Here is a 19920-nt window from a genome sequence, read left to right as displayed (position 1 = left end):
AATGCCATGACCACTCTCACCGCGCTCGCCCCGCTGCTCAGGCTCTGGAGCCGCTTCGTCGACGCGCTCGAAGCGCTCCAGCCCGCTGCGCAGCTCGGCGCGCGGCTCTACGTCGCGCAGGTCTTCTTCATGTCGGGCCTGACCAAGATCCACGACTGGGACACGACGCTCGCGCTTTTCGCCGACGAGTACCAGGTGCCCTTGCTGCCGCCGCCGGTGGCCGCGGTGATGGGCACGGCGGGTGAACTGGTGCTGCCGGTGCTCTTGCTGCTCGGGCTCGGCGGGCGCTTCGCGGCGCTGGGGCTGTCGGTGGTCAACGCGGTGGCCGTGCTCAGCCTGCAGGAGATTGCCCCCGCGGCGCTGCAACAGCACATCTTCTGGGGCAGCCTGTTGCTCGCGCTGGTGTTGTGGGGGCCGGGCAAGTGGTCGCTCGACCGGCTGATTGCACCGAAGCTGCTTTAGAACTTGCCCGGGCGGAAGACGATTTCCACCGATGACGGGACGGTGCCGTCGGTGTCGAGCGGCAATTGCTCGGTCTTGTCGATCGCGCGCAGCACCGCGTCGTCCAGTCGGCTGTCGCCGCTGCTCTTGGCGAGCTTGCGGCCGATGATGGTGCCGTTGGCCGAGAGCTTGAGTTCCACTGTGATGGCCGGGTCGCCCGAGAGCGCTTCGGTGTAAACGAAATTCGGCCTCACCTTTGCAACCACGCGCCCAGCCCATGAGGCCGACGGTCCCGCCGTCACTTGCGCCTTGCCGCCGGGTGAAGCGCCTGTCGCACCGGCCTCGCCGAGGATACGCTTGATGTTCGCCTCGCGCTGTGCCGCCAGGCGCTCTTCTTCCTTCTTGCGCTTCTCGGCCTCGGCCTTCTTCTCTTCAGCCTTTTTCTTCTCGAGCTTCTCTTTCTCTTCGCGCTCGCGCTTTTCTTCTTCCTTCTGCTTCTTCAGCTTTTCCTGCTTGGCCTTCTCGATCGCGATCTGAGGGTCGGGCTGTGCCTTCGGCTCGGGCTTGGGCTCCGGTTTGGGCTCGGGTTTCGGTTCCGGCTTGGGCGTCGGTTTCGGCGCAGGCTCGGGCTCGACGGCGCGCTGCGCGGCGATTTGCGGCACCGAGGCCCACAGCTCGGCTTCCACGCCTTCGGGCTCGCTGGCCTTCCAGTTCACACCGAGCGTCAGCGCGATCAGAAGTCCCACGTGCACCAGCCCGGCCAGCAGCATGCCGCGGCTGATGCCGTCGGCCGACTTGGGCATCAGGTCTTCCCGCTGGAAGGTCGAGACAGTCATGTCAGCCGTTGGTCTTCACCGAAAGGCCCACGCGCTGCACGCCGGCCTTTTGCAGAAGGTCCATCACCTTCACCACCGACTCGTACTTCACCGAGCGGTCCGCCGAGATCACGACCGGCGCGGTGGCATCGCCGCCTTGCGCAGCGCTCACGCGGTCGGCCAGGTTCTTGAGCGTCATCGTGCTCACGTCCTTGTTGTCGACGCGCAGGCGCAGCGTCTCATCCTTGGCGACCACGACCTCGATCACCTTCTTGGGCTGCTGCTTGCTCTTGCCGACACTCGGCAGGTCGACCACGCCGGTGGTGATGAGGGGCGCGCTCACCATGAAGATGATCAAGAGCACCAGCATCACGTCGATGAAGGGCACCATGTTGATCTCGTTGATGGTGCGGCGGCGGCTGCCGCCGGTGCGCAAGGGGGTGACGGCGGGCATCGGTCAGCTCCCTTCAGCGCATCGCGCCGGCCATCGGCGCGGCGGTGGGCGGCGGCAAGGGCTGGCTGGCGTTGCGCTGCAGGATGTTGGAGAACTCCTCGATGAAGGTCTCCATCTGGATCGCGATGCGGTCGATGTCGCGGGCGAAGCGGTTGTAGGCGATCACCGCCGGAATGGCGGCGAAGAGGCCGATCGCGGTGGCCACGAGGGCCTCGGCGATGCCGGGCGCCACGGTCGCAAGCGACACCTGCTGCAGGTTCGCGAGGCCGACGAAGGCATGCATGATCCCCCACACCGTGCCGAAGAGGCCGACGTAGGGCGACACCGAGCCGACGGTGGCGAGGAAGGAAAGGTTGGCCTCGACCACGTCGAGCTCGCGCTGGAAGCTCGCGCGCATCGCGCGGCGCGAGCCGTCGAGCAGCATGCCGCCGTCGGTGACGCGGCGTTCGCGCAGCTTCAGGAACTCGCGCATGCCCGAGGCGAAGATGCGCTCCATCGGCGCGCCTTCGGCACGCCTTCCCGCGTCGTTGTAAAGGTCGTTGAGGTTTTTACCGGCCCAGAACTCGCGCTCGAATTCCTCGTTCACCGCGCGCACCTTCTTGAGCCCGAAGAGCTTGCCGAAGATGACCGTCCAGCTCGCCAGCGACACCACGAGCAGCCCGGCCATCACCAGCTGCACCACGAAGCTCGCGTGCAACACCAGGCTGACGATGGAGAAGTCTTGGTTCATGTGGCTGTGTCCTTTTGGGGTCTTGTTGTGAGAGTCGGGAGTGAGAGGCAAGGGGCGTGCTCAGGTTCCCTGGGTCGCCATGTAGTCGGCCATCACCTTCAGCAACGGCTCGGGGATGCGGCGCGGCCGGAAGCTTTGCGCATCGACGCAGCCGATGCGGATGTCGCCCTCGGCCAGTCGCTCGTCGCCGCGCCAGGCCACTTGCGAGACGGTCATGCTGGCCTGGCCGGCATGTCGCACGTCGACGGTCACGGTGAGCTGGTCGTCGAGCCGGGCCGGGCGCAGGTAGCGCACGGTGGTCTGCGAGACGATGAAGATCGCCCCGGTCTCGGCGCGCAACTGTTCCTGCGCGAAGCCGAGCGAGCGCAGCCATTCGGTACGGGCCCGCTCGAAGAACTTGAGGTAGTTGGCGTAGAACACCACGCCGCCGGCGTCGGTGTCTTCCCAGTAGATGCGCAGGGTGTGCGCGAAGGTGTGGGCTGCTGCAGTCATGAACGCGAGTCGAACGGCTGGTGAGCCGTCAGCTCGCGGATTATCACTGCGCGATTTGCAAAAGACCTTACGGGATCTTCTTGTACACCGGGCCCCAGAGCGGGTGGCCCTGCTCCGACTTGCTGAGCACAAACGCCGGGTCGGAGGCCTTGGCGGCACGGAACTCGGCTTCGCACTCGACCAGCCGCCGGCTGGTGCAGTAGATGAAGGCGAGCACCTTGTGCGCTTCGGCCTGGTCGCGCGGTGACACGAGGCCGGCCTTGAGGGCGTTGTTGAGCTGCTTCTCGGCGTCGGCGTACTGGGCGTCGTCGTAGGCGCGCAGGCCAGATTGCAGCGCTTTCTCGGCCGGGCGCGAGATGACGTCCATCAGCCCGACCGGAGCCTGCCTGGGCTGCGAGGCGCAACCCGCGAGGGCGGCCAACGCCAGCGAAACCACGGTGGAGCCGAAGAGTGTTTTCATGATCCGAAGCGGTGTTTGAGGGAGACCGGCTGTCCCGGCACGATGGTGACGCTGGAACTGAACGGCGGGAACTCGTCGTTGCGGATGGTGATGGTGTGGCGGCCCTCGGTGAGGGTGAGTTCGTTGAGCGGTGGCGCGGTGCCCACGGGCTTGCCGTCGACTTCGACGTTGCCCCACGGGCTGACGGCGATGCGCAGCGTGCCGGTCGCGGCGGCCACGCCCGCGCCGCGGCGGGCTTCGCGCTCGCGGGCCTCGCGGGCGCGGCGCTCCTTGGCGGTTTCTTTCGGGGCGGCGGGCTTGGCGTTCGCCGGCTCGGGTTTGGCGGCCTGGGCCACCTGGACGGGTGCCGGCGGCGGCGCGACCGGCGCGGCCGCAACGGGGGGCGGGGCCGGCAGGCTGGCCTCAGGCGCCGCCGAGGCCGGGGGCTCGATCGGTGTCACCGTGGTGGCCACGACGGGGGCGGGAGCGGAGGCCATCTCCGGCGGCGCTGCGGGCGGCGCCACGACGGGCGCCGCCACCGACGCGGCGGGCGCAGCGGCTTGCAAGGTCTCGGGCGCCGGGGCCGGGCTGGACGACGACAGCGCCCACCATGCAGTGGCCGCCACGGCGAGCGCGGCCACGCCGGCCAGCGCCCACACGACCGGCTTGCGGCCGGTGCCGAGGCCGTCTTCGGCCGCTTCCTGGCTCTCCTGCTGGGCGTGCTCTTCCAGCCAGTGGCGCAGCTCGCGCGACAGCGCCCGCGCCGAGCGGAAACGGTCGTCGGGATTCTTTTCCATCGCCTTGGCCGTGATCTCGGACAAGGCCTTGGGCACGCTCGCGTCGACCTCGTGCGCCTTGGGCGGCACGAGCGAGACGACGGCACCGGTGATCTCTTGCAGCGAATTGCCGCGGAACGGGCGCGTGCCCGTCAGCAACTCGTAGAGCACGACGCCGAGCGAGAACACATCGGTGCGGCGGTCGACCGCCGCGTGCTGCACCTGCTCGGGCGACATGTAGTAAGGCGAGCCGCCGGCGATGTCGCCTTCGTTCTCGTGCTGGTGGGCGACACGGGCGATGCCGAAGTCGAGCACACGCGGCTGAGTGCGGCCGACCATGAAGATGTTGGCCGGCTTGATGTCACGGTGCACCACGCCCTTGGAGTGGGCATAGGCGAGCGCATCGGAGACGCGGCGCACGATGAGCGCGGCCTGCGTGGGCGTGGGCTTCCAGCCTTCGAGGCGCAACTGGCGCAGGTCGCGGCCCTTGAGCAGCTCCATCGCGATGTAGGCGCCTTGGTCGCTGACGCCGGCATCGAACACCGTCACGATGTGCGGGTGGCTCAGGCCACCGGCGGCGCGCGCTTCGTTCAGGAAGAGGGCGTTGAAGGCCTCGCGCTCTTCGGCGGCGATCTCGAGGTTGAGGGTCTTGATCGCGATCAGCCGCGAGAGCAGCGGGTCGTGCGCGGCGAACACGCGGCCCAGGCCACCCTCGCCGATCTGGTACTTGAGGGCGTAGCGACCGATGTGGCCGATGGTGGCCATGTCCTGGCCCTTGCCGGCGGCGGGCGTCACGGTGCGGGTGACCTGGGACCCGGCGGGGGGAAGTCGACCGACATCTCTTCCGTGTCGACCCAAGGCGCCGAGTCCGGCGGCAACGGGTTGTTGCCCGGGACGGACGGCGGGGGTTCGGAAGCAGGGCCGGTCATGGATGGACTTGGATGCATCATTCGGCGGGGCAGTAAGCAACCACCATCACCCGAGCTTAGTGCAAGCTGAACCCATGCTGGCACCAAAAAGCACCGGCTTCGCGAACTAGTAACACCCCGTCACCCAAAAGCCTGTGTGCTTTCTCACGTCACCCTCAGCAACTGGTGCAGGCGCGCCACAGCCTCGGTGAGGCTGTCCATGCTGCTGGCATACGAAAAGCGCAAATAACGTTCACCCGCATGGGAGCCGAAATCCCGACCCGGCGTCGCGGCAATCTGCGCGCGGCGCATCAGGTCGAAGGCGAAATCCCAGCTGTTGCTCGCGTGCTTGCTGCAGTCGGCCCAGGCGTAGAAGGCGCCGTCGGGCATGACCGGGACCTTGAGGCCGAGATCGTTCAGCGCCGGCACCAGGAAGTCGCGGCGCGCCTTGAACTCGCCGCGGCGGCGCTCGTACTCGGCCAGGCATTCGGGCTCGAAACAGGCGAGCGCCGCGTACTGCGAGACGGTGGAGGCGCAGATGTAGAGGTTCTGCGCCAGCTTCTCGACGGGGGCGACGAGCGACTCGGGCAGCACCATCCAGCCGAGGCGCCAGCCGGTCATCGAAAAGTACTTCGAGAAGCTGTTGATCGAGATGATGTCGTCGCCATGGGCGAGGGCGCTGCGGCCGTAGGCCTCGTCGAAGCTCAGGCCCAGGTAGATCTCGTCGACGATGGTCACGCCGCCTCGGCGTCGCACCACGTCGGCGATGCGGCCCATCTCGTCGTGCGCGATCGAGGTGCCGGTGGGGTTGGACGGCGAGGCCAGCAGCACGCCGCGGGTGCGCGGCGTCCATGCGGATTCGACGCCAGCCGCGTCCAGCTGGAAGCGGTGCTCGGGCGGCGAGGGCAGCAGCACCGGCTTGCCGTCGGCCGCGGCCACGAAGTGGCGGTTGCAGGCATAGCTCGGGTCGGGCATCAGCACTTCGTCGCCACGGTCGACGAGCGCGAGGCAGGCGAGCTGCAGCGCGCCCGAGGCGCCGGCGGTGATGACGATGCGGCGTGCCGGAACGTCGAGGCCGAAGCGGTCGCGGTACCACTGGCTCAGGCGCTCACGCAGCGCCGGCAGGCCGGTGGCCGGGGTGTACTGGGTGCGGCCCTGGGTGAGGCAGCGTTGTGCCGCAGCCTGCACGAGTGGCGGTGCGGTGAAGTCGGGTTCGCCGATGTTGAGGAAGATCATCGGCCGGCCGCCCTGGGCCGGGTCGCAGAGAGCGCTCGCGGCGAGTTCGGCGGCCGCCTTGGCGCACTCCATCACGTAGAAGGGCTCGATGTGGTCGAGCCGTGAGGCGAACTTCATCGCCCTCTTCAGCGACGCGAGGCGCGGAACGCCTCGACCTCCACCGGCCGCAGGTCGACCGCTGCCTTGTCGAGCACGCCGTTCACGTACTTGTGGCCATCGGTGCCGCCGTAGCTCTTGGCCAGCTCCACCGCTTCGTTGATCGCCACCTTGTAGGGGATGTCGATGCAGTGCTTGAGCTCATAGGTGCCGATCATCAGCACGCCATGCTCGATGGGCGACAGCTCGGTCGTCTTGCGGTCGACGTGGCGGGCCAGCACCGCGTCGATGTCGGCGGCTTCGTCGATGCAGCCATGCAGCAGTGCGTCGAAATGCGCGCTGTCGCATTTGTCGAAGCCTTCCTGCTCGCGCACATGGGCATCGATCACGCCGGCATCGCTGCCGGAGAGCAGCCATTCGTACAGGCCTTGCAGCGCGACTTCGCGCGAGCGGCGCCGCGCCGACTTGGGCGCGTTGGCCTTGCCGGCGCCGCCCTTGCCGGCGTACTTGCCGCCCGGTTTGCCGCTGGGTTTGGCCGGGGCGGCCTTCTTGGGCTCAGTGGTCACGAGAGGTCTTCCAGCAGGTTGGCCATCTCGACGGCCACACGGGCGGCGTCGCGGCCTTTTTCTTCGGCACGGGCCCAGGCCTGTTCTTCGTTCTCGACCGTGAGGATGGCGTTGGCGATCGGCAGCTCGTGGTCGAGTGCGATGCGGGTGACGCCCTGGCCGCTTTCGTTGGCCACAAGTTCGAAGTGGTAGGTCTCGCCGCGGATGATGCAGCCGAGCGCGATCAGCGCGTCGAAGCGGTCGCTTTGCGCCATCGCGTTCAGCGCCACCGGCACTTCGAGCGCGCCGGGCACCGTCACGTGCTTGATGTGCTTGAGCGCGACGCCCAGGGTTTCGAGTTCGGCGATGCAGGCCTTGGCCAGAGCGCTCGTGAGCGGCTCGTTGAAACGCGCCTGCACGATGCCGATGCGCAGATCGGTGCCGTCGAGGTCGGCGGCTTCGCCTTTGTCAGCGTCTTGCATGGGGGTCCTTGGGGTTCAATGTTCGGGGGCGAGGAAGCCGGTCACTTCCAGGCCGTAGCCGGTCATGCTGGGCATGCGGCGCGGGCTGCCGAGGAGCTTCATCTTGGTCACGCCCAGCTCGCGCAGGATCTGTGCGCCGATGCCGTAGGTGCGCAGGTCCATCTGGCCGCGCGGGGCGAGGGTGTCTGCGGGTGCGCCCAGGCGGGTGAGCAGCGAGCTGGTGTCGGCCGAGCAGTTCATCAGCACGGCGACGCCGCGGCCGGCTGCCTGCACCGCTTGCAGGGCCTTGGGCAGGGGCCACGAGTGGCCGCAGGTGCCCATGTCGAGCAGGTCCATCACCGACAGCGGCTCGTGCACGCGCACCAGCACTTCTTCACCGGTGTGGATGGGGCCGTGGCTCAAGGTGAGGTGCACACCGCCGGTGCGGTCGCGGAAGACGGTGCCGTTGAAGCTGCCGTACGGGGTGGACAGCTCGCGCTGGCTCACGCGTTCGATCAGGCTCTCGTTGCGGCTGCGGTAGCCGATCAGGTCGGCGATGGTGCCGATCTTGAGGCCGTGCTCCTTGGCGAAGACTTCGAGGTCGGGCAGACGGGCCATCGTGCCATCGTCTTTCATGATCTCGCAGATCACCGAGGCGGGGGAGAGGCCGGCCATCGCGGCGAGGTCGCAACCGGCTTCGGTGTGGCCGGCGCGCATGAGCACGCCGCCGTCCTTGGCTTGCAGCGGGAAGATGTGGCCGGGCTGCACCAGGTCGCTCGGCTGCGCGTCTTTCGCGACCGCGGCCTGGATCGTGCGCGCGCGGTCGGCGGCGGAAATGCCGGTCGTCACGCCGGTGGCCGCTTCGATGGAGACGGTGAAGGCGGTGCCGTGCTGCGTGCCGTTGCGCTGGGCCATCGGCGGCAGGCGCAGGCGCTCGCAGCGTTCGCGGGTGAGCGTGAGGCAGATCAGGCCACGGCCGAACTTGGCCATGAAGTTGATCGCCTCGGGGGTGACGTGGTCGGCCGCGAGCACGAGATCGCCTTCGTTTTCGCGATCTTCTTCATCCACGAGGATGACCATGCGGCCGGCGGCGGTTTCCGGCAATGGTTTCTGGAACGGGTGAAATGGGCATCCCGCGATTGTAGGCGGGGCGGGTTTTTCCGGAGGGTCGCGGCTCAGGCAGAAATACCGGGGCTCAGCATCCGTTCCACGTAGCGGGCGATGAGGTCGATCTCGAGGTTGACCTTGGAACCGGCCTTGAGTGCGCCGAGCGCGGTGTTCTCGATCGTGTGCGGGATCAGGTTGATGCTGAACTCGCAGCCGGCAGGCAGGTCGGCCACGCGGTTGACCGTGAGGCTCACGCCGTTGACGGTGATCGAGCCCTTGTAGGCGAGGAACTTGGCCAGCGCCTTGGGTGCCTGGATGCGCAGCTCCCACGATTCGCCCACCGGCGCGAAATGGCTCACCTCGCCGATGCCGTCGACGTGGCCGCTGACGATGTGGCCGCCCAGGCGGTCGTGGGCGCGCAGGGCTTTTTCGAGGTTGACCGGGCCGGGCTGGTCGAGGCCGGCGGTCTTGTCCAGGCTTTCGGCCGAGATGTCGATGGTGACACGGCGTGCGGCGGCGTCGAAGGTGGTGACGGTCATGCAGGCGCCGTTAAGCGCGATGCTGTCACCGAGCTGCACGTCGTCGAGGTAGCCGGCGGGTGTTTCCAGCACGAGCTGCTTGCCATGCGAGGGGTCGGTGCCGAGGGCCTTGACGGCGGTGATGCGGCCGATGCCGGTGATGATGCCTGTGAACATGGTGGGATGTGTCTAGAAATGCTCGCGGCCGGGAGGGCGCGCGACAAGGCGCAGGTCGTCGCCGAGGCGCTCGACGCTGACGAAGCGTAGCGCAAGCGCATCGGCCAGGTCGTCGATCGGGCCGAAGCTCGCCAGGCCCTGGCCGAGGCCGAGCAGCTTGGGCGCCTGGTAGACGAGCAGCTCGTCGACCAGGCCTTCGCGCACGAAGGAGCCCGAGAGCTTGTGGCCGGCCTCGACGTGCAGCTCGTTGACGCCGCGCTGGGCCAGGTCGGCGAGCATGCTCGGCAGGTCGACCTTGCCCGAGGGCCCGGGGGCGAAGGCGATCTCGGCGCCCCGGGCCTTCAAAGCGTCTTCGCGTGTCTTGTCGTGGCCGGCGGCGTAGAGCAGCACCGGGCCGGGCGGCTGGAGCATGCGGGCCGCAGGCGGCGTCTCCAGGCGCGAGTCGACGATGACGCGCAATGGCTGCCTGGGGGTGTCGACCAGGCGCACGTCGAGTCGCGGGTCGTCTTCGAGCACGGTGCCCACGCCGGTGAGGATGGCGCCGGCACGCTTGCGGAAGGCGTGGCCGTCGATGCGCGCAGGCTCGCCGGTGATCCACTGGCTGCGGCCGTTTTCGAGCGCCGTGCGGCCGTCGAGCGAGATGGCGGTCTTCAGACGCACCCAGGGGCGCTTGCGCAGCATGCGCGAGAAGAAGCCGATGTTGAGTTCGCGCGAGGCATCGGCCAGGAGCCCGGTCGTGACGCTGATGCCGGCGGCGCGCAACCTGGCGCTGCCGTTGCCGGCGACCAGCGGGTTGGGGTCTTGGGCCGCGGCGACGACGCGGCCGAGGCGCGCCGCGATGAGCGCGTCGCAGCACGGGGGGGTGCGCCCGTGGTGCGAGCAGGGTTCGAGTGTGACGTAGGCGGTGGCGCCTTGGACGTCGTGGCCCAAGGCGGCTGCGTCGCGCAGCGCCATCACTTCGGCATGGGGGCCACCGGCCTCCTGCGTGAAGCCGCGACCGAGCACGCGGCCGGCGCTGTCGGTGATCACGCAGCCGACGCGCGGGTTGGGTTCGGACAGGCCGATGGCCTGTGCGGCGAGGGCCAGCGCCTCGCGCATGAAGGCTTCGTCGGCAGGGGAGTGGTGAGGTGTCTGCATCGGTGGCCGCGGTGGGCCACCGCGTTCAAGGCTGGTGCTGAACGGTGACCACAGGAGCGCCATTGTGCGGCGGAACGGCACTCGGGCAGTCGAGGTCCCCCCGCACGATGAGGTAGTTGCGAGGGGATCGAGCGCTGCCGGGGTAGCGGCAGGCCTTGAAGGCAGAGGCGCTCTGGCCGAAGGTCCAGCCTTGCGGCATGAGGGTGGGTTCGGCGTCGACGGTGGGTACGGCACAGGCGTAGGCGATGTATCGCTCGCCGTCGCGGGCGATGGTCTCGCTCTCGCAGCGATGGGCTGCGGCCTGCACCGTGAGCGGCAACGGTGGGTCGTTGGCGTGCAAGGGGTCGGGCGTGCCGGAGAGCGCGAAGCGGATGAACCCGCGAACGAGGCGGGCGGAGAACGCCTCGCAGTCCGCGAGATCGTCGACGCGCAGATCTTGCGCCTGCGACGCCGCGGCCACCGTGCACTGCAGCTGGATCTCGCCGGTGGCGCTGTCCACCACCCACGCGATGCGGCTGTGGGCGGTGGGTTTGACGATGCTGCGGCCGTGGGGCAGGGGGTGGGCGCCGGTGGGCGACACCCGTGGCATGGCCAGCACGGCGTCTTGCGGTGGCACGTCGAGCAGGGCGGAATAGACCGGGGCCAGCCGCGCGCTGCCGGAGGCCAGCTGCACACGCTCCTCTGCGCCGCGGCGGGGCTGCCAGTGCACGGTGATGCGCTCCGTCTTCAAGCCCTCGTGTGTCGCGGCCTCGTGCTGCAGGCGAAAGCTCGTGGTGGGAGTGGCCCTTGTGGTCTCACGCGGCGCCGCGCTGTCGAAGGCGGCGAGGTCGCGGAAGCCGCGCTGGGACTCGAGCGCCTGTTGAGCCTGCTGTACGGCCTCGCTGCGTTCACGCGCGAGGTCGCTGTGCTGCCGCAGCCAGGTCTGCAGCCGCACCGCGCCGACGAGGCTCAGCGACAGCACGAGCAGCGCGACCAGGCCCTCGACGAGGCTGGCGCCGTGTTGGCGTGGGCGTGTGTTCATCTTGTCCTCAGAGGTCGCGCCAGCTGCCGGCGACGGGGGCATGGGTGCCGCCGCGCTGCTGCAGGGCCTGCAGCACGGCGATGTCGTGGTGGATGGTCGTGGGGCCCTCGGCCCGCAGGTCGTGCTCGGCGATCACGGCGCCGCGGATGGTGGTGCCGGCGCTGTCGGTCCACTGGGGGTGGTGGGTGTAGACGAGGCCGTGGATCGTCACGGCGGCGTTCAGCTCCACGGGGCCGTCTACCACCAGCACCACCGGGCGCTGCGGGGTGCCGAGGGTCAGCGGGGTGTCGAGGCGAAGGCCGCCGTCGAGGGCGATCAGCGTGTGCTGGCGGGCGGCTTCGGCGAGACCGGCATCGCAGGCACTGCTGCAGTTCACGGCGGCGACGCCGGGCTGCTCACGCCAGAGGCTGCGCTCCATGCGGAAGACGCTGGCGTGCAGGCCTGTTGCCGAGAGGCTCGCCAACGCGGCCTGGTCGCTCAGGATCGAGGCACGCGCCGGCGTGCCGGGGCTGCTGACGACGCGCAGCCCGGCGCCCTGCACGCTGCCGCCGCTGTGCAGCGTCACGCCGCCGGATGCGGCGTCGGTGTGGGTGAGCGTGACGTCGCCGGAGAAGCTGGCGTTGCCACGCACCGCGAGTGCAGCGGCGGGGAGGGTGTCGAGCACCGGCAGGCGGCCGATGGCCAGCTGCAGCTGAATGGTGCGGCCGGTGGCGATGCCGCCACGGCCGGTCGCCGTCAGCGTCCAGCGATCAGGCTGCGCCGGGTCGGCGCTGAGCTGGATGTAGAAGGCGGGCGAGGTGGCGTGCTGCACCGGGCGGGGTTCGCCATCGAGCGGGCAGTGGCAGGCCCAGCCCTCGCCCTCGGCCACGCAGCTCGCTTGCAGTGGCCCGCGCCGCGCGTGCTCGTGCCACGGGGTGGCGTCGCTGGCCTGCGTCGGACGGCAGTCCTCGCCGACCGGCTCGCTGCGGTTGAGCTGGGCGAGCGTCCAGGCCAGCCCGGCCTGGGCGGCCTCATGGGCTTGCGCCGCGTGCAGCTGATGGACCGAGCTGCGCACCTGCAGCAGCACGCTGCGGTTGGCAAACGCCACGGCCAGCAGCAGCGCGAACGCGAGCATCAGCGTGATGGGCAGCGCTGCCGCGCCTCGTTGTGCATTCATGTCGGGCAGGCGCCGGTGAGCGCATCGTGGCGGAGCTGCACATGGCGCGTGGTGGTGCGCGTCCAGCGGGCGTCGTGCACGGCGTGCGCGGTGAGTTCGATCTCGACACTGCGCAGCTGCTGGCGCGGCGGGCAGTGCGGTGTCGATCCGGTGCACGCCTCGCGGCAGGCGCCGTCGAGCACGATCTCCTGCGTGCGCGGCACGACACGCAGCGACGAGACGCGCAGGCTCTGGATGTCGTTCATCGCCTGCCAGTGGCCGTCGCCGATCTTCGTGCTGACGATGCCGTCGTGCAGCCGGTAGGCCAGCGGCTCGCTGCTGCCGGCGTGGCTGAAGCGCACGCCGTCGTGCTGCACGGCCAGCGGGCCGGCGCGGCGCAGGTCGCGCGAGAGCAGGTCCATCATGGCGTGCAGGTCCTGGGTGAGCCTTGCCTCGATCAGCAGGCGGTGGTTCTCCCGCAGGTGCTGGCTCATGGCCAGCAACGCGACCGCGATGAGCAGCAGGCCGATGGCCATGCCGACCATCAGCTCCACCAGCGTGAGGCCTTGTTGCGAGTGGCGCATCTCAGATGCCCCAGCAGCGGCGGTTGTCGGCGTCGGCGTTGGCGCTGTGCTCATCGGCACCCGACGCGTGCGTGGCCTGGCCGTTGGCGACTGTGATCCGCAGCACGCGGCAGGGGCGATCGCCGGCCTGGGCACCGGTGGCCGTGGCCACGAGCGCGTAGCCCGACGCGGTGGGTTCTGCGACGGCGAGGGTGTAGTACCGCATGCTCGACGTGGCCGGCACACGCAGTTCGGCCAGGCTCGCGTACTGCCGGTTGCCCGAGCGCCATTGCTCCTGGCTCATTTGCAGCTGCAGCAGGGCGGTGATCCCGTCGGCTCGCCGCGCCTTGTAGAGCGGGGCCTGGAAGTTCGGGATGGCGACGCTCGCCAGGATGCCGGCGATGGCCACGACGATCATCATCTCGATGAGCGTGAAGCCGCGTTGGAGGCGTGGCATGGCGATCCTCCTCAGCAGGCGCTGTAGCCGGACACCGCGCCGTGCGCCGCACACGAACGCACGCGCCCCATCAGGTTGACGGTGTGCTGCACCGTGCGGCCTTGGGCGCCACTGATGCGCAGCGTGGCCGCCGGACTTGCCGTGCCGTGCGCAGGGGCGAAGAGGATGGAGCGCACGTTGGCCTGAAGGGCCAAGCCCTGGGTGGTGGGCAGCACGACGGTCTTGAGGGGTTCGGCACCCTCTTCGCAGTGCCCGATGCCGTCGGCATCGCAGCGACAGCGATCGGCCGCGCCGGTGTGCACGACGTAGCAGGCGTTGCCGATGAAGGTGATGCGCACGCCTTCGTTGCGCAGCACGGCTTCGGTGCGGGCGTGCTGCAGGTCGCTCGACAGCTCGCCCGCAATGCCCTTGAGCCGCTGTTGGTCGGCCCAGCCGTTCAGCGATGGCACGGCCGCCGTCGCGACGATGCCGGCCACTGCCACGGTGGCCATCATCTCGATCAAGGTGAAGCCGCGTGGCGCGGCGCTCCTGGTGTGCATGGGTGCCCTCCCTCTGTTTTGTGTGAGGGCACTGTAGGAAATGCACCGCGGCGTGGCTTCCACCGCGCGGGGGGAATCCCGGGGCCACTGGCGAGGGCACCCGGGCGGGGGATGGGCGTCAGATGTCGCGGATCAACTGCCGGAACTCGTCAACGTCTTCGAAGCTGCGGTAGACCGAGGCGAAGCGCACGTAGGCCACCTTGTCGATGCGCTTGAGTTCGCGCATGACCAACTCGCCGAGCTTGGTGGAGGCCACTTCCTTGGCACCGCTGTTGAGAAGCTTGTCCTGGATGCGTTCGAGTGCGGCATCGATCTGCTCGACGCTCACCGGCCGCTTGCGCAGGGCGAGTGTCATCGACGCGCGAACCTTGCCGATGTCGAACTCGGCGCGTGTGCCGTCTTTCTTGACGACGGACGGCAGCGCGATCTCGGCGCGTTCGTAGGTGGTGAACCGTTTGTCGCAGCTCTGGCAGCGCCGGCGACGGCGCACGACGTCACCCTCGTCGGACTCGCGTGTCTCGACGACTTGGGTGTCTTCGTGTGAACAAAATGGACAACGCATGCGGCTTCGCCCAAAACGAGGGCGGGGCCGCTTGCGCGACCCCTTCTCGGCTTAACGGTAGACCGGAAACTCGCGGGTCAGGGCGGTGACCTTGGCCCGCACTGCCGCGATGTTCGCTTCATCGTGCGGCTTGTCCAGCACGTCGGCGATCAGGTTGGCGGTCATGCGGGCCTGCTCTTCCTTGAAGCCGCGGGTGGTGAAGGCCGGCGAACCCAGGCGGATGCCGCTGGTGACCATCGGCTTTTGCGGGTCGTTCGGGATGCCGTTCTTGTTGCACGTCATGTGGGCCTGGCCCAGGATGGCCTCGGCTTCCTTGCCCGTCAGGTTCTTCGGGCGCAGGTCGACCAGCATCACGTGGCTCTCGGTGCGGCCCGAGACGATGCGCAGGCCACGTTGCGTGAGTGTGTCGGCCAGCACGGCGGCGTTCTTCACCACCTGCTGCTGGTAGGCCTTGAATTCGGGCGAGAGGGCTTCCTTGAAGGCCACCGCCTTGCCGGCGATCACGTGCATCAGCGGGCCACCCTGGATGCCGGGGAAGATCGCGCTGTTGATCTTCTTGGCGATGTCTTCGTTGTTCATCAGCACCACGCCGCCGCGCGGGCCGCGCAGGCTCTTGTGGGTGGTGGAGGTGACGACGTCGGCAAACGGCACGGGGTTGGGGTAGACCCCCGCGGCGATCAGGCCGGCGTAGTGCGCCATGTCGACCATGAAGTAGGCGCCAATGGCCTTGGCGACCTTGGCGAAGCGCTCGAAGTCGATGCGCAGTGCATACGCGGAAGCGCCGGCGATGATCAGCTTCGGCTTGTGCTCGTGGGCCAGGCGTTCCATCGCGTCGTAGTCGATGGCTTCGTTCTTGTCGAGGCCGTAACTCACCACCTTGAACCACTTGCCGCTCATGTTGAGCGGCATGCCGTGGGTCAGGTGGCCACCTTCGGAGAGGCTCATGCCCATGATGGTGTCGCCGGGCTGCAGCAGGCCGAAGAAGACCGACTGGTTGGCCTGCGAGCCCGAGTTGGCCTGCACATTGGCGAACTGGGCGCCGAAGAGCTGCTTCAGGCGGTCAATCGCCAGTTGCTCCACCACGTCGACGTATTCGCAGCCGCCGTAGTAGCGCTTGCCGGGGTAGCCCTCGGCGTACTTGTTGGTGAGCTGGCTGCCTTGGGCGGCCATGACGGCCGGCGAGGTGTAGTTCTCGGAGGCGATCAGCTCGATGTGGTCTTCCTGGCGCTGGTTCTCGCTCTGGATGGCGGCCCAGATCTCAGGGTCAACGGAGGCAATGGTGGATTTGGCGCGGTCGAACATGTGGCAGTCCTCTAGGTCAGGTGTGTCCCGTCGATCGCCGCATCAGGGATGCGGCATCAGGGCTGCCCAGGCGCACGGCGGAACCGGCTCCATCCTCTGGAGCGGGCCGCGCTTCCCAGTGGTTCACCACCTCAGGCTCCGCGGTTTCAGACCGGGGCCCCATCGCCAGTTGCGCAGCGGGGGAGTGTAGCGCGGCAGGTCGCGCCTGCCACGTTCACCTGAGGGTTCCGCGCGGGGAATCAGCCGGCCAGCGCGACCTGTTCCGTGGCCGATTTCTCGCCCGGCGAGACCGGCTTCGCGTCCGGACCGGTGAGGGTGGCGGGCACTGTCACCGGAGTCGGGAGGATCAGCGGCGCCGTGATGGACACGCTCTTGCCTGCCGCCACCTGGCGCAGATGCTCCTGCTCGGCCAGCACCTTGCTGGCATAGCCGCCGTCATCGGGCAGGTTCGCCGCGCCGACGTAGTAACGCAGGCCGGCTTCCAGGCTGCCGGCGCGCGAGATGCACTCCTTCAGCACCTGCACACCGACGCGCAGGTTGGTCACCGGGTCGAAGGCGGCGTGGTTGCCACCGAAGGGTTCGTACTTGTCGTCGTGCACGCGGGTCATCACCTGCATCAGGCCTTGCGCGCCGACCGGGCTCTGGGCGAACGGGTTGAAGCTGGACTCGATGGCCATGATGGCCAAGATGAGCGTCGGCTCCAGGTTCGCTTTCGCCCCGACGGTCCAGGCTTCCTGCACTAGGCGGGCCACCGGCTCGGGTGCCACCCGGTAGCGGCGCGACAGCCAGCTGGCGACAGCCGCCTGTTGACGGGTCAGCTCGCGGGGGTCGCTGGCGGTGGCGCGGGTGATGGCGTCGGGCTCGTTGAGGCCGGCCAGGGCCTCCAGCGTGCCGGCAGTGCGAGCCTCATGCCGGGCCTGCAGCCAGCTCAGGGCTTTTTGTTCGACGCTTTGGCGCATGTCGCGGTGGCTGAGCATGAACACCAGCACGGCAACGATCAGCAGCCCGACCAGGGCCAGGGTGTTGTGGCTCACCTCGAGCAGGCCGTGGCCCACGTCGCGGAGAAAAACGGTGGTGGAACCTGCAGCCCGCTTGCGAGCCGATTGCAGGGATGAGAGCAAATTCTGAAGCGCTGTCATGTCACTCCTTTCTTCTCTGTCTCACCCCCCGCCGGCTTGAGCCTGTGGCCAGGAATGTGACAGTGATAATCCCGCGGCATGAGGCGAGCGGGATTAGGCAGCGTGGCGCCTAGGGACTTCCGGGGTTGCTGAACCGGTTGTCGGCGCGGGTTATCCCTGATCTGCGTCAGGTGCGGCGCGGATTCTGTTGGACCGAGTCATAACCAGTCAAGGATATAGAAATGACTCTTTATAACGATACGGTATGAAATATCGCGATCTGCGAGATTTCATGGCAGGGCTGGAGCGCCTCGGCGAGCTGCGGCAGGTGGCCGAGCCAGTCTCCGCGCGGCTTGAAATGACAGCGCTCAGTGACAAGGTGCTCCGTTCGGGTGGCCCGGCGCTGTGGTTCAAGCATCCCAGCGGTTACAAATTTTCTGCCTTGACCAACCTCTTCGGTACCCCCAAGCGAGTGGCCCTTGGAATGGGGGCTACCGAGGTGAATGAGCTGCGGGACGTGGGTCGGGTGCTGGCCAGCCTGAAGGAGCCGGAGCCGCCGAAAGGCCTGAAAGACACCGGCCGTTTGTTACAAGTGGCCAAGGCCTTGTGGGACATGAAGCCCTCGGTCGTCGGCAAGGCCGCGTGCATGGAAGAGGTGTTGAGCGGCGACGAGATCGACCTCGGGACGCTGCCGATCCAACTGTGCTGGCCGGGCGACATTGCGCCTCTGATCACATGGGGCCTCGTCATCACGCGCGGGCCGCAAGGTGGTCCCAATGCCCGCAAGCGGCAGAACCTCGGCATCTACCGCCAGCAGGTGATCGGCCCGCGCCAGGTCATCATGCGTTGGCTGGCGCATCGGGGCGGGGCGCTGGACTTTCGCGACTTCGCCCTGGCCCGGCCCGGCCAGCCGTTCCCCATCGCCGTCGCGCTGGGCGCCGACCCGGCGACCATCCTCGGCGCCGTGACGCCGGTGCCCGACACGCTCTCCGAGTACCAGTTCGCTGGCCTGCTCCGCGGCAGCCGCACGGAGGTGTTCGACACCGCCGTCGGCGATCAGGGCGTGATGCTGCAGGCGCCGGCCGGTGCCGAGATCGTGCTCGAAGGCCACATCCCGCCCGCCACGCCCGGCTACGTCGGCACCAGCCCGCACGGTGTGCCGCTGAAGGAGGTGGGCGGCTACTTGCACGCCCTCGAAGGCCCGTTCGGCGACCACACCGGCTACTACAACGAGCAGGACTGGTTTCCAGTGTTCGAACTGAGCCGCCTGCTGCGCCGGCGCGACGCGATCTACCACTCCACCTACACCGGCAAGCCGCCCGATGAACCGGCCGTTTTGGGCGTCGCGCTGAACGAAGTCTTCGTGCCCATCCTGCAGAAGCAATTTCCGGAGATCGTCGACTTCTATCTGCCGCCCGAAGGCTGCAGCTACCGGATGGCGATCGTCAGCATCAAGAAGAGTTACCCCGGCCACGCGAAGCGGCTGATGTTCGGCATCTGGAGTTTTCTGCGCCAATTCATGTACACCAAGTTCATCGTGGTGACCGATGACGACGTCGACATCCGCAGCTGGCAGGACGTGATCTGGGCCATCACCACCCGCGTCGATCCGGTGCGCGATACCACGCTGGTCGAGCACACGCCGATCGATTACCTCGACTTCGCTTCGCCGGTCAGCGGCCTGGGCGGCAAGATGGGCTTGGACGCCACCCACAAGTGGCCCGGAGAGACCAGCCGCGAGTGGGGGCGCACCATCAAGATGGATGCCGAGGTGGAGCAGCGCGTCGCCGGCCTCTTCGATCGCCTGATGAAGCCATCTCAATGATGCGGCGCAGCGTCATAGGCGATCTCACTTGGCGCTGAGCCGGGCTGTCATCTAGCTTTCATGGGCCTGCATGCAGGCATCCTCACTGGCGCAGTCACTGCGCTATAGGAGCCCTGGACCTACTTCCTCCAGAGCCCCGACCGATGGCGTCAGCCATCCGTCCCCCTTCCGTCGCGAGACTGGAAGGGGGCTTCGCTTTTGGGGGGCGAATCTCAGGCGCGCACCAGCAGCGCCAGCATTTCGCGCAGCGCTGCATGCACCTTGTAGTAGCCGCCCGGCGTGGGGATCCAGTCGAACACCGGCTTCACCGTGTGCTGCGCCAGGCCCATCGGCGCCGGTTCGACCTTCACCGAGCCCCCGGCGACCTGTTCAAACATCTTCTGCGCTCGCGGCATGTGCCAGCCGTGGGTGACGAGCACGATGCGGGTGATGCCGTCGCGCTTGAGCAGCTGCACCGTGTGCCCGGCGTTCTCGCGGGTGTCGCGCGAGCGGTCTTCCTGCCACTTGAGCGGCTGGCCGAATTCTCTTGACGCGATGCGCGAGGCCACTTCGGCCTCGGGCTTGGCATCGCTCGCCTGCGCCCAGCCGACCCCGCCGCTGAACGCCACCGGCGCGCCGGTCTCGCGGCTGAGCCACAGGCCATAGCGCAATCGTTCCAGCGACCCAGGGGCGAGGTTGGAGATGCCGTACTCCGGTGCCAGCGGTTCCGCACCGCCGCCCAGCACCACGATGGCAACTGGCTGTTTCGCCTTCACGGCCGCCTTCAGGTCGGCGATCGCCTCGGCGCTGTAGGCCGCTGGTGGCTTGAGTGCAAACCGGATCAGCATCTGGCCCATGCCGGCGCAGGCGCTCAGCCACAGGCCCGCCAGGCTGAACAGGATCACGAACCAGCCCAGGCCGCGGCGCGGCAGGATCAGCCGCGCACCAACGAGCAGCAGCAGGAAGAAGGGCAGTGGTGGCATCACCAATGCCGTCATCACGGGTTTCCAGGATTCGATGCCGAGCAAGGTCAGCAGGCCGTTCATGCCGTTCTCTTTCTTGGTTGAAGTGGGCGGGCTCCCTCGGC

22 protein-coding genes, 1 pseudogene and 1 riboswitch are annotated in these 19920 nt (G+C 68.3%); of the genes and pseudogenes, 2 read left to right on the top strand and 21 right to left on the bottom strand.

What is annotated here, in order from left to right:
• Positions 1-6 precede the first annotated feature (6 nt).
• Positions 7-462 carry a DoxX family protein gene (locus LRS03_RS11090; RefSeq protein ID WP_257825486.1) on the top strand — a complete coding sequence of 152 codons (456 nt, stop codon included), beginning with the start codon at positions 7-9 and terminating at the stop codon, positions 460-462.
• On the opposite strand, the gene tolA is transcribed toward LRS03_RS11090, so the two are convergent.
• The 20 genes and pseudogenes from tolA to LRS03_RS10990 all read right to left on the bottom strand — a co-directional run bounded on the left by tolA (position 459) and on the right by LRS03_RS10990 (position 17050).
• The gene (gene tolA / locus LRS03_RS11085; protein WP_257825485.1) at positions 459-1277 is read right to left on the bottom strand and encodes a cell envelope integrity protein TolA; all 819 of its coding nucleotides are present in this window, start codon (positions 1275-1277) and stop codon (positions 459-461) included. The genes LRS03_RS11090 and tolA overlap by 4 nt on opposite strands.
• A gap of 1 nt (position 1278) precedes the next feature.
• The gene (tolR, locus tag LRS03_RS11080) at positions 1279-1710 is read right to left on the bottom strand and encodes a protein TolR (RefSeq protein ID WP_257825484.1); all 432 of its coding nucleotides are present in this window, start codon (positions 1708-1710) and stop codon (positions 1279-1281) included.
• A 13-nt stretch (positions 1711-1723) separates the two neighbouring features.
• Positions 1724-2440, bottom strand: coding sequence for a protein TolQ (gene tolQ / locus LRS03_RS11075; RefSeq protein ID WP_257825483.1), 717 nt, complete (start codon positions 2438-2440; stop codon positions 1724-1726).
• A 60-nt stretch (positions 2441-2500) separates the two neighbouring features.
• Positions 2501-2932, bottom strand: coding sequence for a tol-pal system-associated acyl-CoA thioesterase (ybgC, locus tag LRS03_RS11070; protein ID WP_257825482.1), 432 nt, complete (start codon positions 2930-2932; stop codon positions 2501-2503).
• A 67-nt stretch (positions 2933-2999) separates the two neighbouring features.
• On the bottom strand, positions 3000-3392 hold the full coding sequence (locus tag LRS03_RS11065) for a TssQ family T6SS-associated lipoprotein (protein ID WP_257825481.1): 393 nt from the start codon (positions 3390-3392) through the stop codon (positions 3000-3002).
• Complete coding sequence (locus tag LRS03_RS11060) at positions 3389-4942, bottom strand: serine/threonine-protein kinase (RefSeq protein WP_257825480.1); 1554 nt, start codon at positions 4940-4942, stop codon at positions 3389-3391. The genes LRS03_RS11065 and LRS03_RS11060 overlap by 4 nt, the downstream gene beginning before the upstream one ends.
• Before the next feature lie 278 nt (positions 4943-5220).
• Positions 5221-6408, bottom strand: a complete 1188-nt coding sequence (locus LRS03_RS11055; RefSeq protein ID WP_257825479.1) for a pyridoxal phosphate-dependent aminotransferase — start codon at positions 6406-6408, stop codon at positions 5221-5223.
• An 8-nt stretch (positions 6409-6416) separates the two neighbouring features.
• Positions 6417-6953 carry a transcription antitermination factor NusB gene (gene nusB, locus LRS03_RS11050; RefSeq protein ID WP_257825478.1) on the bottom strand — a complete coding sequence of 179 codons (537 nt, stop codon included), beginning with the start codon at positions 6951-6953 and terminating at the stop codon, positions 6417-6419.
• Entirely contained in the window at positions 6950-7414 is a 465-nt protein-coding gene (ribH, locus tag LRS03_RS11045; RefSeq protein ID WP_257825477.1) for a 6,7-dimethyl-8-ribityllumazine synthase, read from the bottom strand. Before ribH ends, nusB begins: the two co-directional genes overlap by 4 nt.
• Positions 7415-7429: 15 nt before the next feature.
• Positions 7430-8525: pseudogene (ribBA, locus tag LRS03_RS11040) on the bottom strand (bifunctional 3,4-dihydroxy-2-butanone-4-phosphate synthase/GTP cyclohydrolase II).
• A 43-nt stretch (positions 8526-8568) separates the two neighbouring features.
• Complete coding sequence (locus LRS03_RS11035) at positions 8569-9195, bottom strand: riboflavin synthase (RefSeq protein ID WP_257825476.1); 627 nt, start codon at positions 9193-9195, stop codon at positions 8569-8571.
• Positions 9196-9207: 12 nt separating this feature from the next.
• Complete coding sequence (gene ribD, locus LRS03_RS11030; protein WP_257825475.1) at positions 9208-10332, bottom strand: bifunctional diaminohydroxyphosphoribosylaminopyrimidine deaminase/5-amino-6-(5-phosphoribosylamino)uracil reductase RibD; 1125 nt, start codon at positions 10330-10332, stop codon at positions 9208-9210.
• Between the two features lie 25 nt (positions 10333-10357).
• Complete coding sequence (locus tag LRS03_RS11025; RefSeq protein WP_257825474.1) at positions 10358-11353, bottom strand: hypothetical protein; 996 nt, start codon at positions 11351-11353, stop codon at positions 10358-10360.
• Positions 11354-11360: 7 nt separating this feature from the next.
• Positions 11361-12509 (bottom strand): hypothetical protein, encoded by a 1149-nt coding sequence (locus LRS03_RS11020; protein ID WP_257825473.1) that lies wholly within the window; start codon positions 12507-12509, stop codon positions 11361-11363.
• A complete protein-coding gene (locus LRS03_RS11015) occupies positions 12506-13072 on the bottom strand; it encodes a PulJ/GspJ family protein (protein WP_257825472.1) in 567 nt (188 codons plus the stop codon). Before LRS03_RS11015 ends, LRS03_RS11020 begins: the two co-directional genes overlap by 4 nt.
• Position 13073: 1 nt before the next feature.
• Positions 13074-13508 (bottom strand): type IV pilin protein, encoded by a 435-nt coding sequence (locus LRS03_RS11010; protein ID WP_257825471.1) that lies wholly within the window; start codon positions 13506-13508, stop codon positions 13074-13076.
• A gap of 11 nt (positions 13509-13519) precedes the next feature.
• Positions 13520-14047, bottom strand: a complete 528-nt coding sequence (locus tag LRS03_RS11005; protein WP_257825470.1) for a GspH/FimT family pseudopilin — start codon at positions 14045-14047, stop codon at positions 13520-13522.
• Between the two features lie 118 nt (positions 14048-14165).
• On the bottom strand, positions 14166-14609 hold the full coding sequence (nrdR, locus tag LRS03_RS11000; protein ID WP_257825469.1) for a transcriptional regulator NrdR: 444 nt from the start codon (positions 14607-14609) through the stop codon (positions 14166-14168).
• Positions 14610-14660: 51 nt separating this feature from the next.
• Entirely contained in the window at positions 14661-15911 is a 1251-nt protein-coding gene (gene glyA / locus LRS03_RS10995; protein WP_257825468.1) for a serine hydroxymethyltransferase, read from the bottom strand.
• Positions 15912-15968: 57 nt separating this feature from the next.
• Positions 15969-16094, bottom strand: a riboswitch (ZMP/ZTP riboswitch).
• 56 nt (positions 16095-16150) lie between these two features.
• Positions 16151-17050 carry a lytic transglycosylase domain-containing protein gene (locus LRS03_RS10990; RefSeq protein ID WP_257825467.1) on the bottom strand — a complete coding sequence of 300 codons (900 nt, stop codon included), beginning with the start codon at positions 17048-17050 and terminating at the stop codon, positions 16151-16153.
• Between the two features lie 244 nt (positions 17051-17294).
• Here LRS03_RS10990 and LRS03_RS10985 point away from each other — a divergent pair, with 244 nt between their 5' ends.
• Positions 17295-18854, top strand: a complete 1560-nt coding sequence (locus tag LRS03_RS10985; RefSeq protein WP_257825466.1) for a UbiD family decarboxylase domain-containing protein — start codon at positions 17295-17297, stop codon at positions 18852-18854.
• 212 nt (positions 18855-19066) lie between these two features.
• Here LRS03_RS10985 and LRS03_RS10980 read toward each other — a convergent pair whose 3' ends face one another.
• Entirely contained in the window at positions 19067-19879 is an 813-nt protein-coding gene (locus LRS03_RS10980; RefSeq protein ID WP_257825465.1) for a YdcF family protein, read from the bottom strand.
• Between the last annotated feature and the right edge of the window lie 41 nt (positions 19880-19920).

Source organism: Rhizobacter sp. J219 (assembly GCF_024700055.1).
Taxonomy (GTDB): Bacteria; Pseudomonadota; Gammaproteobacteria; order Burkholderiales; family Burkholderiaceae_C; genus Rhizobacter.
This window is presented reverse-complemented; position numbering and strand designations above follow the sequence as displayed.